General features: G+C 53.2%; 13 protein-coding genes. 7 read left to right on the top strand and 6 right to left on the bottom strand.

Going from position 1 to position 14,492, the window contains the following annotated elements; translation table 11 throughout:
• Positions 1-86 precede the first annotated feature (86 nt).
• The 4 genes from ACA108_17525 to rlmM all read left to right on the top strand — a co-directional run bounded on the left by ACA108_17525 (position 87) and on the right by rlmM (position 3,116).
• Positions 87-314 carry a YgdI/YgdR family lipoprotein gene (locus ACA108_17525; protein ID XEX95132.1) on the top strand — a complete coding sequence of 76 codons (228 nt, stop codon included), beginning with the start codon at positions 87-89 and terminating at the stop codon, positions 312-314.
• A 343-nt stretch (positions 315-657) separates the two neighbouring features.
• Positions 658-1,575, top strand: a complete 918-nt coding sequence (gcvA, locus tag ACA108_17520; protein ID XEX95131.1) for a glycine cleavage system transcriptional regulator GcvA — start codon at positions 658-660, stop codon at positions 1,573-1,575.
• A 49-nt stretch (positions 1,576-1,624) separates the two neighbouring features.
• Positions 1,625-2,020, top strand: coding sequence for a DUF423 domain-containing protein (locus tag ACA108_17515; protein ID XEX95130.1), 396 nt, complete (start codon positions 1,625-1,627; stop codon positions 2,018-2,020).
• A complete protein-coding gene (rlmM, locus tag ACA108_17510; GenBank protein XEX95129.1) occupies positions 2,013-3,116 on the top strand; it encodes a 23S rRNA (cytidine(2498)-2'-O)-methyltransferase RlmM in 1,104 nt (367 codons plus the stop codon). Before ACA108_17515 ends, rlmM begins: the two co-directional genes overlap by 8 nt.
• Positions 3,117-3,193: 77 nt before the next feature.
• Here rlmM and xni read toward each other — a convergent pair whose 3' ends face one another.
• Complete coding sequence (gene xni / locus ACA108_17505) at positions 3,194-3,964, bottom strand: flap endonuclease Xni (protein ID XEX95128.1); 771 nt, start codon at positions 3,962-3,964, stop codon at positions 3,194-3,196.
• Positions 3,965-4,150: 186 nt separating this feature from the next.
• Here xni and ACA108_17500 point away from each other — a divergent pair, with 186 nt between their 5' ends.
• Positions 4,151-5,335 (top strand): PLP-dependent aminotransferase family protein, encoded by a 1,185-nt coding sequence (locus ACA108_17500; protein ID XEX95127.1) that lies wholly within the window; start codon positions 4,151-4,153, stop codon positions 5,333-5,335.
• A gap of 197 nt (positions 5,336-5,532) precedes the next feature.
• Here the strand turns inward: ACA108_17500 and kdgT are convergent, their stop codons facing one another.
• Complete coding sequence (gene kdgT, locus ACA108_17495) at positions 5,533-6,522, bottom strand: 2-keto-3-deoxygluconate transporter (GenBank protein XEX95126.1); 990 nt, start codon at positions 6,520-6,522, stop codon at positions 5,533-5,535.
• Positions 6,523-6,879: 357 nt separating this feature from the next.
• Here kdgT and kduI point away from each other — a divergent pair, with 357 nt between their 5' ends.
• Positions 6,880-7,716, top strand: a complete 837-nt coding sequence (kduI, locus tag ACA108_17490) for a 5-dehydro-4-deoxy-D-glucuronate isomerase (GenBank protein XEX95125.1) — start codon at positions 6,880-6,882, stop codon at positions 7,714-7,716.
• A gap of 96 nt (positions 7,717-7,812) precedes the next feature.
• Here the strand turns inward: kduI and ACA108_17485 are convergent, their stop codons facing one another.
• From ACA108_17485 to queF, 4 genes are all read right to left on the bottom strand, one after another.
• Positions 7,813-9,177, bottom strand: a complete 1,365-nt coding sequence (locus tag ACA108_17485; GenBank protein ID XEX95124.1) for an L-serine ammonia-lyase — start codon at positions 9,175-9,177, stop codon at positions 7,813-7,815.
• 70 nt (positions 9,178-9,247) lie between these two features.
• On the bottom strand, positions 9,248-10,537 hold the full coding sequence (locus ACA108_17480; GenBank protein XEX95123.1) for an HAAAP family serine/threonine permease: 1,290 nt from the start codon (positions 10,535-10,537) through the stop codon (positions 9,248-9,250).
• A gap of 460 nt (positions 10,538-10,997) precedes the next feature.
• Complete coding sequence (gene ppnN, locus ACA108_17475; GenBank protein XEX95122.1) at positions 10,998-12,362, bottom strand: nucleotide 5'-monophosphate nucleosidase PpnN; 1,365 nt, start codon at positions 12,360-12,362, stop codon at positions 10,998-11,000.
• 115 nt (positions 12,363-12,477) lie between these two features.
• Positions 12,478-13,320, bottom strand: a complete 843-nt coding sequence (queF, locus tag ACA108_17470) for an NADPH-dependent 7-cyano-7-deazaguanine reductase QueF (protein XEX95121.1) — start codon at positions 13,318-13,320, stop codon at positions 12,478-12,480.
• A 68-nt stretch (positions 13,321-13,388) separates the two neighbouring features.
• Here queF and syd point away from each other — a divergent pair, with 68 nt between their 5' ends.
• Positions 13,389-13,937, top strand: coding sequence for a SecY-interacting protein (syd, locus tag ACA108_17465; protein XEX98149.1), 549 nt, complete (start codon positions 13,389-13,391; stop codon positions 13,935-13,937).
• The last annotated feature ends 555 nt before the right edge of the window (positions 13,938-14,492 follow it).

The following is a 14,492-nucleotide window of genomic DNA, read 5'->3' as shown; positions in this document are numbered from 1 at the left end:
ATGCTAATTATTGTTAGGCTAAGGTTTCAGCCTGTAAGCATAAGAGCTTTAATTAGCATTAAAATCTACATACAAGGAGAAGAAGTATGAATAAGGCAGCCGCAATCGTATCTGCATGTCTGATGACTTTTACACTGGCAGCATGTTCCAGCCCAAACTACGTAATGCACACTAACGATGGTCGTACCATCGTGGCCGACGGTAAGCCGCAGACCGATAATGAGACCGGGATGATCAGCTACAAAGATGCCAACGGCAACAAGCAGCAGATCAACCGTACCGACGTGAAAGAGATGGTTGAGCTCGACCAGTAAATTTTGGGCAAAAAAAAGCACCGCTTAAGGCGGTGCTACATTAATCACTATGGACAGACAGGGTAAATGTACAGGAAGTGAAAAAGGGGTAGCTTAGCTACCGGGGTCTGGAATGCCAGACCAATTGCAAACACAACAACACAACATCACAACCGTAAGCCAAAAGCCCTCCGAAACACGCATTCCAGATAACTTTTCGTTCCGGCTCAGGAAGTGCCGCCACTATAGGTATTTGCTGGTGCATCCTCAACGGACAATTTATAATGGCTCAGATAAAAAAAACTAATAGGTTAATATAAATAACCTGTTTGTTAACAGCCATTAACATTTAAGCCTGTCAACTATGTCCAAGCGCTTGCCACCTCTGAATGCTTTACGCGTTTTTGATGCCGCCGCACGTCACCTGAGTTTTACCAAAGCGGCCGAAGAGTTATTTGTCACTCAGGCGGCAGTTAGCCACCAGATTAAGTCCTTAGAGGACTTTTTAGGGCTAAAACTGTTCCGTCGCCGTAACCGCTCCCTGCTGTTAACTGAGGAAGGGCAGAGCTATTATCTCGATATTAAAGAGATTTTTTCTCAGCTCACCGAGGCCACGCGTAAGCTTCAGGCTCGAAGTGCAAAAGGCGCATTAACGGTAAGTTTATTGCCCAGTTTTGCCATTCACTGGCTGGTGCCTCGCCTCACAAGCTTTAACTCAGCTTATCCGGGAATCGACGTTCGTATCCAGGCCGTGGACCGTCAGGAAGATAAACTTTCTGATGACGTGGACGTGGCGATTTTCTACGGTCGCGGTAACTGGCCGGGACTGAGGGTCGAAAAACTTTATGCCGAATACCTGCTGCCGGTTTGCTCGCCTATGCTGCTTACGGGCGACAGGCCAATCAAAACGCCGGAAGACCTTGCGCAACATACTTTATTGCACGATGCCTCGCGTCGGGACTGGCAGACATATACTCGTCAGCTGGGTGTAAGCCATATCAATGTGCAGCAGGGGCCGATATTCAGCCACAGCGCGATGGTGCTGCAGGCCGCGATTCACGGCCAGGGCATTGCGCTGGCGAACAACGTGATGGCGCAAACGGAAATCGAAGCCGGGCGTCTGGTCTGTCCGTTTAATGACGTACTGGTGAGTAAAAATGCCTTTTATCTGGTTTGTCATGACAGTCAGGCAGAACTCGGTAAAATAGCGGCATTCCGGCAGTGGATCCTGGCAAAAGCTGCCAGCGAACAAGAAAAATTTCGCTTCCGCTACGATCAATAATGCATACGATGCGCGGTAGTGCACCGCGCCCTACTTTTAGGGTTACACAATGACCAGCCGTTTCATGCTGATTTTTACCGCGATTAGTGGATTTATCTTCGTTGCGCTCGGTGCCTTTGGGGCCCATGTGTTAAGCAAGTCTCTCGGCGTGACGGAGATGGGGTGGATTCATACCGGCCTTGAATATCAGGCGTTTCACACGCTGGCTATATTCGGCCTCGCGGTGGCCATGCAGCGCCGCATTAGCATCTGGTTTTACTGGAGCAGCCTGTTTATGGCGCTCGGTACCGTACTCTTCAGCGGCAGCCTTTACTGCCTGGCGCTGTCGCATTTACGCCTGTGGGCGTTTGTTACACCGGTCGGTGGCGTCTGTTTCCTCGCCGGTTGGATATTGATGTTGATTGGTGCAATGCGCCTGAAACGTAAGGGCGTAAGCCATGAATAACAAAGTGATTTTGTACTGCCGCCAGGGCTTCGAGAAAGAGTGCGCGGCAGAGATTACCGATAAAGCCGGTCAGCGCGGTGTTTACGGTTTTGCCCGCGTTAAAGATAACAGCGGCTATGTTGTTTTCGAATGCTACCAAATGGAAGATGCCGATAAGCTGGCCCGCGAGCTGCCGTTTAGCGATCTGATCTTTGCCCGCCAGATGATCGTCGCCGGTGAGCTGCTAAAAGATCTTCCTCCGGAAGATCGTATTACGCCGATCACCGGCATGCTGCAGGGCGTGGTAGAGAAGGGCGGCGATCTGCGCGTTGAAGTGGCGGATACCAACGAGAGCAAAGAGCTGATGAAGTTCTGCCGTAAGCTGACGGTACCGCTGCGTTCCAGCCTGCGCGAAGCAGGCGTGCTGACCAACTATGAAACGCCGAAGCGTCCGGTTGTTCATGTGTTCTTTATTGCACCGGGCTGTTGTTACACGGGATATTCTTACACCAACAATAACTCCCCATGGTATATGGGCATCCCGCGTCTGAAATTCCCTTCCGATGCGCCAAGCCGTTCAACGCTCAAGCTGGAAGAAGCTTTCCATGTGTTCATCCCCGCCGATGAGTGGGACGAACGTCTGGCAAACGGCATGTACGCGGTGGATCTGGGGGCTTGCCCCGGCGGCTGGACCTATCAGCTCGTACAGCGCAACATGTGGGTCTCTTCTGTGGATAACGGCCCAATGGCGCAGAGCCTGATGGATACCGGACAGGTGACCTGGCTGCGTGAAGACGGTTTTAAATATAAGCCAACGCGTAGCAACATTTCGTGGATGGTCTGCGACATGGTCGAGAAACCGGCGAAGGTCGCCAGCCTGATGGCAACGTGGCTGGTCAACGGCTGGTGCCGGGAAACCATCTTCAACCTTAAGCTGCCGATGAAAAAGCGTTATGAAGAAGTCTCTCAGAACCTCGCGCAGATCCGCGAGAAGCTGGAAGAAAACGGCATCAGCGCACAAATCCAGGCGCGCCAGCTCTATCATGACCGCGAAGAAGTGACCGTGCACGTGCGCCGCATGTGGGCTGCCGTTGGTGGCCGTCGCGACGAGCGCTAATTTTCCTTAGCAAGCCAGACGTACGCGTCGTCCACCGGTAATGCTGTTTATCGGCGGATGGCGCAAGCTCATCCGCCCTACGTTGGCAATGACGACTGCGTCAATCTTAACTGCTGCAAATTCCCCTCAAGGTTCAAATCCGTCTGCAATCTGGCTACCTGGCGGCAGATAAACGCGCTCTCTTTGTGCTGCTCCAGCTTCCTGCGCCATTTCTCCGGCACTTCTTCAAGTCTTTCATAGAGCGCTTCGAGCGTTGAAAACTGATGAATCAGCTGGGTCGCGCTTTTTGGACCAATGCCCGCGACACCCGGAATCTTACTGCTGCTTATACCCGCCAGCCCCCAGAAGTCCGGCAGCTGTTCCGGCAGCACGCCATACTCTTTGGCAATAAAAGGCGCATCCAGCCAGCGCTTCTGGAAATAATCTCTGATCTGAATTGTCGGTGCCAGCAGCTGGCAAAAACCCTTATCCGTGGAAACGATGGTGGCCTGGTGCCCGCTGACGGCGAGCTTTGCGGCAAGCGTTGCTGCTAAATCATCCGCTTCATTACCCGGCGAGTGCCAGCAGGCCACCCCACGGCGGATAAAAGCTTCCCTTATGGCGGGCATTTCCTGCTCCAGGGACTCTGGCATGGGGGCACGGCCCGCTTTGTAGTCCGGCAAAACTTGGTGGCGCCAGCCGTCTCGCCTGTCCTCGTCGTCAAAGACCGCCACGGCGTGGGTCGGCTGGCTGTGGCTGATGAGCTGGCCAAGAGCATGCAGGCAGGTATCGGCACACGGCGAACCCTGCACCGCGTGGATACGGCGGATGAGGTTCAGGGCGTCAACGATAAGTAGATGAATGCTCATGATTTTATAACCAGAAAAGTGATCTGCGCCCACTTTAACATTTCGTAGCGGCGCGGGCTAACCCGTGAATTCAATTCGGGAAAGCGCCTCGCAAAAAAATGATTCCGCAATCGCCAGGAAAAGGCATTGCTTATTAATTTGGTTGCTATGTATATTTTATCGGAATAAAAAAACAGAGATAACTACATGAGCAAGAGCAGCCACCTCGCAGATCGTATCCAGAACCTCCAGCCTTCCGCCATTCGTGAGCTGTTGAAGCACAGCAAAATGCCCGGCGTCATCTCCCTTGCCGGGGGCATTCCCTCAGGCGAGCTGTTCGATAAAGAAGGGCTGGCCCAGGCCACTCAGATCGTGGTGGAGCAGAATTTTAACGATGCGTTTCAGTACGGACTAACGGAAGGGAACGTCGAGCTGCGCCAGCAGCTTGTTGGCCTTTGCCAGGAGCGCGGTATTACGACCACGCCTGAGCAGATGCTGATCACCTCCGGCTCCCAGCAGGCGCTTGATTTATTAATTCGGGCGCTGGCAAACCCCGGCGACGTGTTTGTTGTTGAACGACCCACTTACCTCGCCACGCTGCAAATTCTGAGCCTTACGGAAGCGACCGTTAAGTCGGTTGGCGGCGACGAACACGGCATGATTGTGGACGAGCTGGAAGCCCTGCTTAAAACAACCCGTATTAAAGGTGTTTACCTGGTGCCGACATTCGGCAACCCAAGTGGTACAACGCTGAGCGCTGAGCGCCGCGAAAAGCTGGTTAAGCTGGCTATCGAGCATGATTTCGTCATTATTGAAGATGACCCGTATGGCGCCATCAGCTTCACCGAAAACCGCGAGAAGACTCTCTTCCAGGTGGCGGCGGAAATGGGCAATCACGAAAACGTCGTTTATACCTCGACCTTCTCCAAAATTCTGGCGCCTGGCCTGCGCGTGGGCTGGATCCTGATGCCGGACTGGATGAAGCATAAAGTGGCGATTATCAAACAGGCTACCGATCTGCACGCCAACTCCTTTAGCCAGTCGCTGGTGTCGGCTTATCTGTCGCTGAACCGACTGAATCCGCAGATTGCCCTGATTCGTGAAGCCTATAAGCAGAAATGCCAGAGCCTGTCACGCTACCTGCAGGATGAGCTGGGCGACCATATCAGCTTCAACCAGCCGCAGGGCGGTATGTTCCTGTGGGCGAAATTCCGCTATAAGTTCGACACCACGAAGTGGCTGGAGCAAACGCTGGCGAAAGGCGTAGTTTACGTACCAGGGGAGTTCTTCTTCAGCGACAATGCCGATAAGAAAACGCTGCGTTTCTCTTATGCGACGGCGTCGGATGAGCAGCTTTTTGAAGCGGTGAAGCGCCTTAAATCGGCGCTCTGATCCCACAAACTGACAACCTTTTCGTAGGCCGGATAAGCGTTAGCGTCATCCGGCACAGCAACCTTCAATGGTGGATGGCGCAGCCGCTTATCCCCCCTACAAACTGACAACTTTTTGTAGGTCGGATAAGCTTGCGTCATCCGACGCAATCTTATCTCCCCAACGCGACTAAAAAGGAGCCTTTCGGCTCCTTTTGTTTAGTGATGTTGTACTTCCTGGACTAAGGCTTTTTCTTTCACCTTGCCGCCCACACGCCGTGAGTAGATTGCGGTAAGGATAGGCACCAGAATCGCCGTCACAATGACGCTTGCGGCCACCAGTGCCGTAGCCGAAGCGGCGACTGGCTCAAACGCCGGGTTAATCTGCGCGATAATCACCGGGTTTGCCACTGCGGCACCCGCTGCAGACGAGGCTGCAATTCCTGCCGTACCGTTACCGCCGCCGATAAATTTGTCTGCCAGAATCAGCGGGATACCCGTCACTACGATAACGGCTACGCCTAGCATGATGCCCAGCAGGCCGGTATCCATAATTACGTTCAGATTGATGGTATTGCCCAGCGCGAAGCCGAAGAACGGAATCAGCGTTGGCGTCGCTTTGCTGAAGAAGGCGCGGAAATCATGATCCAGGTTACCGAGAGTGAAACCGATCAGGAACGGCAGAACGGCCCCGATAAAGTGGTGTGCCTCAAAGGAGGCGAGGCCAGCAGAACCCAGAATCACCATAGTCATCAGCGGGCCTGATTCAAGAGACATCAGGACAAATGCGCCCGATTCTTCTTTGGTGCCATACTGGTTCATCAGGCTGGCATACAGGCCGCCGTTTGTCATATCCATCGCAGAAACCAGCGCCAGTACGGAAAGGCCGGCGAACATCCCCGTCTGAATACCTTCATCGGGAATGAAGGAGGCGGCTATCATCGCCACCACCCACGCAACGGCAATCTTAGTGATAACCAGCGTTCCGGACTTGCGCAGTACCGTGCCGGTAGCGCGCAGATCGATGGAGGCACCAATGCAGAAGAACCAGACGGCCAGGATTGGCACCGTGCCGCTAATCATTCCTTTGGTGAATGAGCCGAAGTAAGCCCCGGTCTGCGGTGCGAAGGTGTTGAGCATGGCCCCTAATAACAGTGGGATCAGCATCATGCCGCCCGGAATACGTTCAATCGTTGCTTTGATTTTCATTTAAATACTCTCCATTCTTTTATATCCCTGCGGCGTTAGCCGAAAAAGGGATGCAGAGGTCCGCAATAAAAAGTTATTCCTTTTTATTGAGTTAGCTAAATTTCGCCTGAGTGGCTGACAAGCCGCTCCTGTTTCGCTGCTGTGAAAGACTTAAGCTGGGTAACCGTGCTCCAACATAAACTTTATAGCCGGTACTATCTATTGATTGGAATTATGATTCAATGAAATTGAAACGATATTTCAATTTAGATCACATTATTTCGCCAGAGCCACTGCTAAACTATTTAGTAAGTCAGTTAAATGTAAATTTTGTGTAATTAACTTGAGTATTTAATTCGTATTTAATGAGGAGAAGTCATGGATATTCGTCAAAGCATTCATAGCGATCATGCTAAAACGCTCGATACGGCAGGCCTGCGCAAAGAGTTCCTGGTCGAGACCATTTTTACCGCCGATCGGTACACCATGACCTACAGCCATATCGACCGCATTATTGTGGGCGGTGTGATGCCGGTGACACGTTCCGTGAGCGTAGGGGGAGAAGTAGGCAAGCAGCTGGGCGTGAGCTATTTCCTGGAGCGCCGCGAGCTGGGCGTGATTAACATCGGCGGGCCGGGGACGATTACCGTTGATGGCACCTGTTATGAAATTGGCCATCGCGATGCTTTATATGTAGGAAAAGGCGCGAAAGAAGTGGTGTTTGAAAGTGTAGATGCTGCTAAACCTGCGCGTTTCTACTATAACTGCGCGCCAGCCCATACGACTTACCCGACTAAGCGCGTTACTCCTGCTGACGTATCGCCAGTTTCGCTGGGCGAAGACGTTACCAGCAACCGCCGTACCATCAATAAATACTTTGTGCCGGACGTGCTGGAAACCTGCCAGCTGAGCATGGGCCTCACCGAACTGGCACCGGGCAACCTGTGGAACACCATGCCGTGCCACACTCACGAACGCCGCATGGAAGTCTATTTCTATTTCGGTCTGGAAGAGAACAGCTGCGTATTCCACATGATGGGCCAGCCGCAGGAGACGCGTCACATTGTGGTGCAGAACGAGCAGGCGGTGATTTCACCAAGCTGGTCGATTCACTCCGGTGTGGGAACACGGGCGTACACGTTTATCTGGGGAATGGTCGGTGAGAACCAGGTGTTTGATGATATGGACCACGTGAAGGTGGGTGATTTGCGCTAGTTTATACCCTCGCCCCGCCCCTCTCCCTGAAAGGGAGTAGGAATTCGATCCAGTGCCCTCGCCCCTTTGGGGAGAGGGCCGGGGTGAGGGGCCATATTAATCGCAGGAAACTTTCATCGCCAGTCCACCACGAGAGGTCTCCCGGTATTTGGCATTCATGTCTTTGCCCGTTTCATACATTGTCTCAATAACTTTATCCAGGCTTACCCGTGGTTCGCTGGTGCGGCGCATAGCCATACGCGCGGCATTGACCGCCTTCACGGCCGCAATCGCGTTACGCTCGATGCACGGCACCTGAACCTGTCCCGCAACCGGGTCGCATGTCAGCCCCAGATTGTGCTCCATGCCGATTTCCGCCGCGATGCAAACCTGCGCCGGGCTGCCGCCCAGTAGTTCCGCAAGGCCAGCCGCGGCCATCGAGCAGGCCACGCCGACTTCACCCTGACAGCCTACTTCCGCACCGGAAATCGAGGCGTTCATCTTATAAAGTGAGCCAATGGCCCCGGCGGCCAGGAAGTAGCGCGCGCAGGAGTTTGCATTCACTTCACGGATAAACTTGTCGTAGTAGGCCAGTACCGCAGGAACAATACCGCATGCACCGTTGGTTGGCGCAGTGACGACACGGCCACCGGCTGCGTTCTCTTCGTTTACCGCCAGCGCGAACATGTTGATCCAGTCAACAACCGCCATGGGGTCTGAGTTGTTCTTGTCGCTGCTTACCAGCATTCTGCGCAGTGCCGCTGCCCTGCGAGGAACGCGCATTTTTCCCGGAAGAACACCTTCGGTGGTGATACCGCGCTCGATGCCGCTGCGCATAACGTTCCAGACGTTCGCGAAGTGCGCGTCTATTTCCGCCTGCGTGTGCATCGCGCATTCGTTCTGCAACATCAGCCCTGACAGGGAAAGCCCTGTCACATCGCAGTGTTTGCGCAGGTCGACCGCGTTTTTATACGGGTATGGCACCGCAATTTTTTGTGTATCTTCCACCCCAAAATGCGCTTCATCTACGATAAAGCCACCGCCGATGGAGTAGTAAGTCTGACTATAAAGAACCGTATCGCCAGCGACTGCCGTGATACGCATGCCATTCTCATGCAGCGACAGGTTGTCGGCGTGGAAATTCATGCAGCTATCAACCGGGAACTCAACTTCGTGCGCGCCGTTGGCCAGCAGCAGGCGGCTGTGGGTATTCACATCCTGGATAAAATGCGGAATGGAATCGATATCCACCGTGTCCGGCAGATTACCTGCCAGCCCCATAATAATCGCTATATCGGTGTGGTGGCCTTTGCCGGTCAACGACAGGGAACCATAAACGTCAACAATTACGCGGGTAACATCGTGCAAAATCCCTTGCGCGATTAAGTCATCAGCGAACTGTTTGCCGGCCTTCATCGGGCCGACGGTATGCGAGCTGGAAGGCCCGATGCCAATTTTAAAAATGTCGAATACGCTAATCATGTTGCGTCCATTGCGAGAGTGACTTGAAGGGGGGAAGAACCGCCCGCAGAGAGCAGGCGGTTTAGGGCTATTAGCCGAACAGAGAGTAGAAGATTGCAGAGATAGCAATCAGGCCCATTACCACAACAAATACGTTGCTGATGTGACCGCTGTATTTGCGCATGGCCGGGACTTTCTGAATCGCGTACATCGGCATCAGGAAGAGGATCATTGCGATAACCGGGCCGCCCAGGGTTTCAATCATCCCCAGGATACTTGGGTTCAGCGTCGCCACAATCCAGGTGGTGACCAGCATGAAGATGGCGGTGATGCGGTTCAGCTTGTTGATCTCAATGCTTTTGCCTTTGCCGCGCAGCGATTTGATAATCAGACCGTTGAAGCCTTCACGGGCACCTAAGTAGTGGCCGAGGAAGGATTTAGTGATCGCTACCATCGCGATGATGGGTGCCATCCAGGCGATAACTGGCGCGTTAAAATGGTTAGCCAGGTAAGACAGAATGGAGATGTTCTGCGCTTTCGCTTCTGCCAGGTTAGCAGGAGAAAGGCTCAGCACGCAGCTGAACACAAAGAACATGACGGTCAGCACCATCATGATGTGTGCGAAAGCCAGAATGCGGGAACATTTTTTCTCAGCGCCATCGCCGTACTCTTCACGTTTGGCTACCGCGAAGGAAGAGATGATCGGTGAGTGGTTGAAGGAGAAGACCATGACCGGAATTGCCAGCCACAGGGTCATCCACAGGCCGCTGCCGGTTGCCGGCGTGCTGCTGAAGGAGAGGGTGTCGAACACCGCACCGGTCCAGTTAGGGATCAGGTACAGGGCCAGCAGCATCAGCGCGATAACGAACGGGAACACCAGGATGCTCATCGCCTTAACGATCATCTGCTCGCCGAAACGAACGATGGTCATCATGCCGACAATAAGGATCAGGGACAGGATGAAACGCGGTGGTGACACCATGCCCAGCTGGTGGGTGATGAAGCTGTCCACTGTATTGGTGATGGCTACGCTGTAAACCAGCAGAATTGGGTAGATAGCGAAGAAGTAGAGCAGGGTAATAATTTTACCCGCGCCAACGCCGAAGTGCTCTTCAACAACTTCAGTGATGTCTTCGCCCGGATTTTTACCCGACAGCACGAAGCGGGTCAGGCCGCGGTGTGCGAAGTAGGTCATTGGGAAAGCAAGGACGGCCATGATCAGCAGCGGGATCAGGCCACCCACGCCGGCGTTAATTGGTAAGAACAGCACGCCAGCACCAATTGCGGTGCCGTACAGGCCGAGCATCCACATGGTATCCGATTTGCGCCAGGAACTTTTTGTCTCGACAGAGGCGATACTGCCGGTTTGTGTGGTATCCATCAACTTCTCCAGAAGGAACTTATTGTGCGAAATTTCAGTCAATGACGAGGTTTTTCGTTTGACTGATGAAACTAAATTCTGTGCCAGGGCGTTTTTCTAGTAATTTTGACCTGAAACTATTGGCGGGCGGAAAGATACATTTATGTTATCAATCTATCAGTGATCGCGATCCCAAATGCAAGAATCCACTACTAACGTAATGGTTGCTGGTATTTCATTCTGGATGAGATCGGCCTCGCCAAATTTAAGCGCGCAAAGACTATCATTTGCCATAGATGCGATAAATTAAACGGCATTAAATACATGGCGTTGAACTGTAAAAAACTGCATTAGCAGCGTTTTATGGAAGGGATTGCTTAAAAGTCGTGATGATTAACGGCGGAATGGGCTACGCAATCGGTTGGCTATATAAGATAGGTGAATGAAAGGAAGGGCGACGACAGCGTCGCCCCTGGGTCTATCAAGAGCAGATTTCGTAGCAGGGAATATAGGCGCTACCCGGTAACTTCATACGGTGCTGGGCGACAAAGCCCTGCAGCAAATCATCCATGCGTTTCATCATCTGCGCGTCGCCGTGGATTTTGTACGGGCCGTATTTCTCAATGGCTTGAATACCACCTTCTTTTACGTTACCCGCAACAATGCCCGAGAAGGCCCTGCGCAGCGAAGCGGCCAGCTCTTCTGCCGGCCGATCGGGAAAGAGTTTGAGATTCGCCATATTTTCATGGGTTGGCTCAAACGGCATTTGCAGATCCGGCGCGATACGAATCGACCAGTTGAAGCTGTAAGCATCGCCGGTTTCGCGGCGGTACTCTTTCACCTGCGGCATTGCTTTTTTCATCAGGCGCGCCACTTCCGGCGCATCATCGATAATGATTTTGTAATGACGGCGGGCCTGTTCGCCCACGGTGTTGACGATAAACTCATCCAGCACCCGGAAGTAGTCCGCGCTCTCTTTCGGGCCGGTCAGAATCAACGGCAGCACCTGGTCGTGGTTATGTGGGTTCATCAGAATGCCCAGCAGATAAAGCAGCTCTTCAGCCGTACCCACGCCGCCGGGGAAGATAATGATGCCGTGGGCGATACGGACAAACGCTTCAAGACGCTTTTCAATATCCGGCATGATGATCAGCTCGTTAACCAGCGGGTTAGGTGGCTCGGCGGCAATAATAGAGGGTTCGGTCAGACCGATGAAACGGCCTTCTCTGAAACGCTGTTGTGCCTGGCCTACGGCTGCACCCTTCATTGGCGCTTCCATGGCGCCAGGGCCACAGCCCGTACAGATGTTCAGTTCGCGCAGGCCCAGCTGGGTGCCGACACGACGGGCGTACAGATATTCGTTTTCGTTGATTGAGTGGCCGCCCCAGCAGACAACGAGGTTTGGCGCTTCGCCGACGTGTAACGCGCGGGCGTTACGCAAAATGGAAAACACCATGTTGGTGATATTAGCGGGATCTTCCAGGTCGAGATTCTGGAAGCGACCGGCGCTGGAGAGTTGGCCGTTAACAAAGAGGATGTCGCGGAGCACTGCGAACAGGTTAGCCTGCAGAGCCCGGATGATACGGCCATCGACAAAGGCTTCTTCCGGCGGGTTTATTAACTCCAGTTTGACGCCGCGTTCACGTCGCAGCACGTTGATATCAAAGTTTTCGTAGCGTGAGAGAAGTTCTTTACTGCTGTCGGTCTGGCTTCCTGAGTTAAGTACGGCAAGTGAACAGTTACGGAACAGTTGGTAAATGTCGCTGCTGGCCGTGCGTTTAAGCATATCGACTTCCAGCTGCGACAACATATCCATTGAGCCAAGCGGGCTAATATGTGTAATCAAGTTAACTCCTTACGGGACGAAAAGTGCCGCTCCCAGTGATTACAATAGCCCTGCCGTCTTAACTTTAACAACCCGAAAACATGATTCCCTGCGCGCCGTGCGAAGCATTTCGCATTTATTGACGAACCAGGCGGCCAAATGCCGGATGGAAATCGGTGTTAGTGCGCCACGGGTTGATATCCAGCCCACCACGACGGGTGTAACGGGCATAGACGCTGAGCGACTCGGGCTGACAAAACTTCTGAATATCATTGAAGATGCGCTCAACGCACTGCTCGTGGAATTCGTTGTGGTGGCGAAAGGACACCAGATAGCGCAGCAGCTTCTCACGGTCGATACGCGCGCCGCGGTAGCGGATCTGCACGGAGCCCCAGTCCGGCTGGTGGGTAATTAGGCAGTTGGATTTCAGCAGATGGCTGACCAGCGTCTCTTCGACAATATCTTCTCCGGCGGCTCCGTCCAGGTAATCAGCGTTGAATTCGTAGCTGTTAATTACGATGTCCTGCTCGTCGATGCATTCGCCGGTGAACGCTGCGATTTCCTGGCCTTCCAGCTCGTGCAGGCGGAACAGCACCACGCTAACTTCACCCTGGGCGCAGGCGCTCAAATCACGCTTTAACGTTTCTTGCACCGCTTCCCAGTCGCTGAAACGTGTCTGGTTAAAACTGTTCAGATAGAGCTTAAAGCTTTTAGATTCCACCAGATTAACGCTGTTTGCATCAAGCTGAACATGCCCGACAGCAACCTGTGGCAGGCCGTTGTCGTTAAGCCAGGAAAGCTCGTACAGCGTCCAGATATCGCCGCCGCTAAAGGGCAGGGCATCCGCGTGAAGACCCAGCGGATCGCGATTGAGGCTGCGTGGCACGGCCTGCAGCAGGGCCGGTTCATAGTTATCCTGGTAGGCCGTAGGTTTACCCAGCGTCAGGCCGCTCAGCGCCTGGTGTTTTTCATAAGACATGTGTCACCGATAGAATGCAGGTACAATTAGCCTCTATTGTACCGCAGCCTTATGAGAGTGAGAAATTGATGGATAACGACGTGCGTCAGGCGCTGGAAGCTTTCACGGAACGTTTTTGTACCGCATGGCGTGAGCAGACCGGGGGCTGGCCCGCAAGCGAAGAGCTGTATGGGGTTCCGTCACCGTGTATCGTCACCACTACCGGAAGCGATGTGCGCTGGCAGCCGCAGCCTTTTACCCTCGGGGCCGATCTTAGTGCGGTTGAACGCGCGATGGATATCGCTCTCCAGCCTGCGGCCCATCAGTTCTACACCACGCAGTTTGCGGGCGATATGCCTGCAAAGTCTGGGGATGTTGCGTTAACGCTTTTGCAGGCCTGGAGCGAAGATGATTTTCAGCGTGTGCAGGAAAATCTCATTGGTCACCTGGTAACGCAGAAACGCCTTAAGCTGTCGCCGACGCTGTTCCTGGCAACGACCCAGGATGAGATGGAAGTGGTGTCGTTTTGCAACCTCAGCGGTGAAGTGGTGCTGGAAAAAATTGGCACCAAAGCCCGCTCCACGCTTGCGCCTTCGCTGGCGATGTTCCTGCAGGATCTCCAGCCTCAGGTCGTTTAACCCTTATCCGCTGAGCGGCGTCTGTGAGAGATCTCTTACAAATGCTGTAAGAGATCGCTAACTTTTTGTGGGTTGTTGGCTGACTTAATTCCCTTCAAATATTGATAAATCAATGCATTAGCTTGGCTTGCGATCATCTTCGAATGAAAGTTGTCTGGAACTTTCTCGTCGGGTGCCTTGTCATACGGTGCCAAATATAAGATCCTATGTTCATCGACAGGGAGTCGGGTAGTGAAGGAGATGTCAGGATGATGTCACTTTGCGAAGAAGCGGATGACACCAGGACGGTGTGGCACGGAAGGCTTCATGATGAAGCAAGGAACACTCAGGAAGAGTAAAGGACACCTCCAGGATGGAGAATGAGAGCCGAATCTGGACGATCGGTGGGTCTGGAAGACTAAAGGATAAAAGCATCAGGATGATGCAGGACACCAGCAGGATGTTGGTTGCAGGAAGCGCGTACGATGGATTGTAGGTCAGGAGACCGTTGGACAAAGTTGTCACGGATGAGCAGGGAGCACCAAAAGTAGCCGGATTAGCTGCGAAACGAACCGG

Source organism: Dryocola sp. LX212, assembly GCA_041504365.1.
Lineage (GTDB): Bacteria > Pseudomonadota > Gammaproteobacteria > Enterobacterales > Enterobacteriaceae > Dryocola.
The sequence above is the reverse complement of the archived record's forward strand: the minus strand, read 5'-3'. Positions and strand labels throughout refer to the sequence as shown.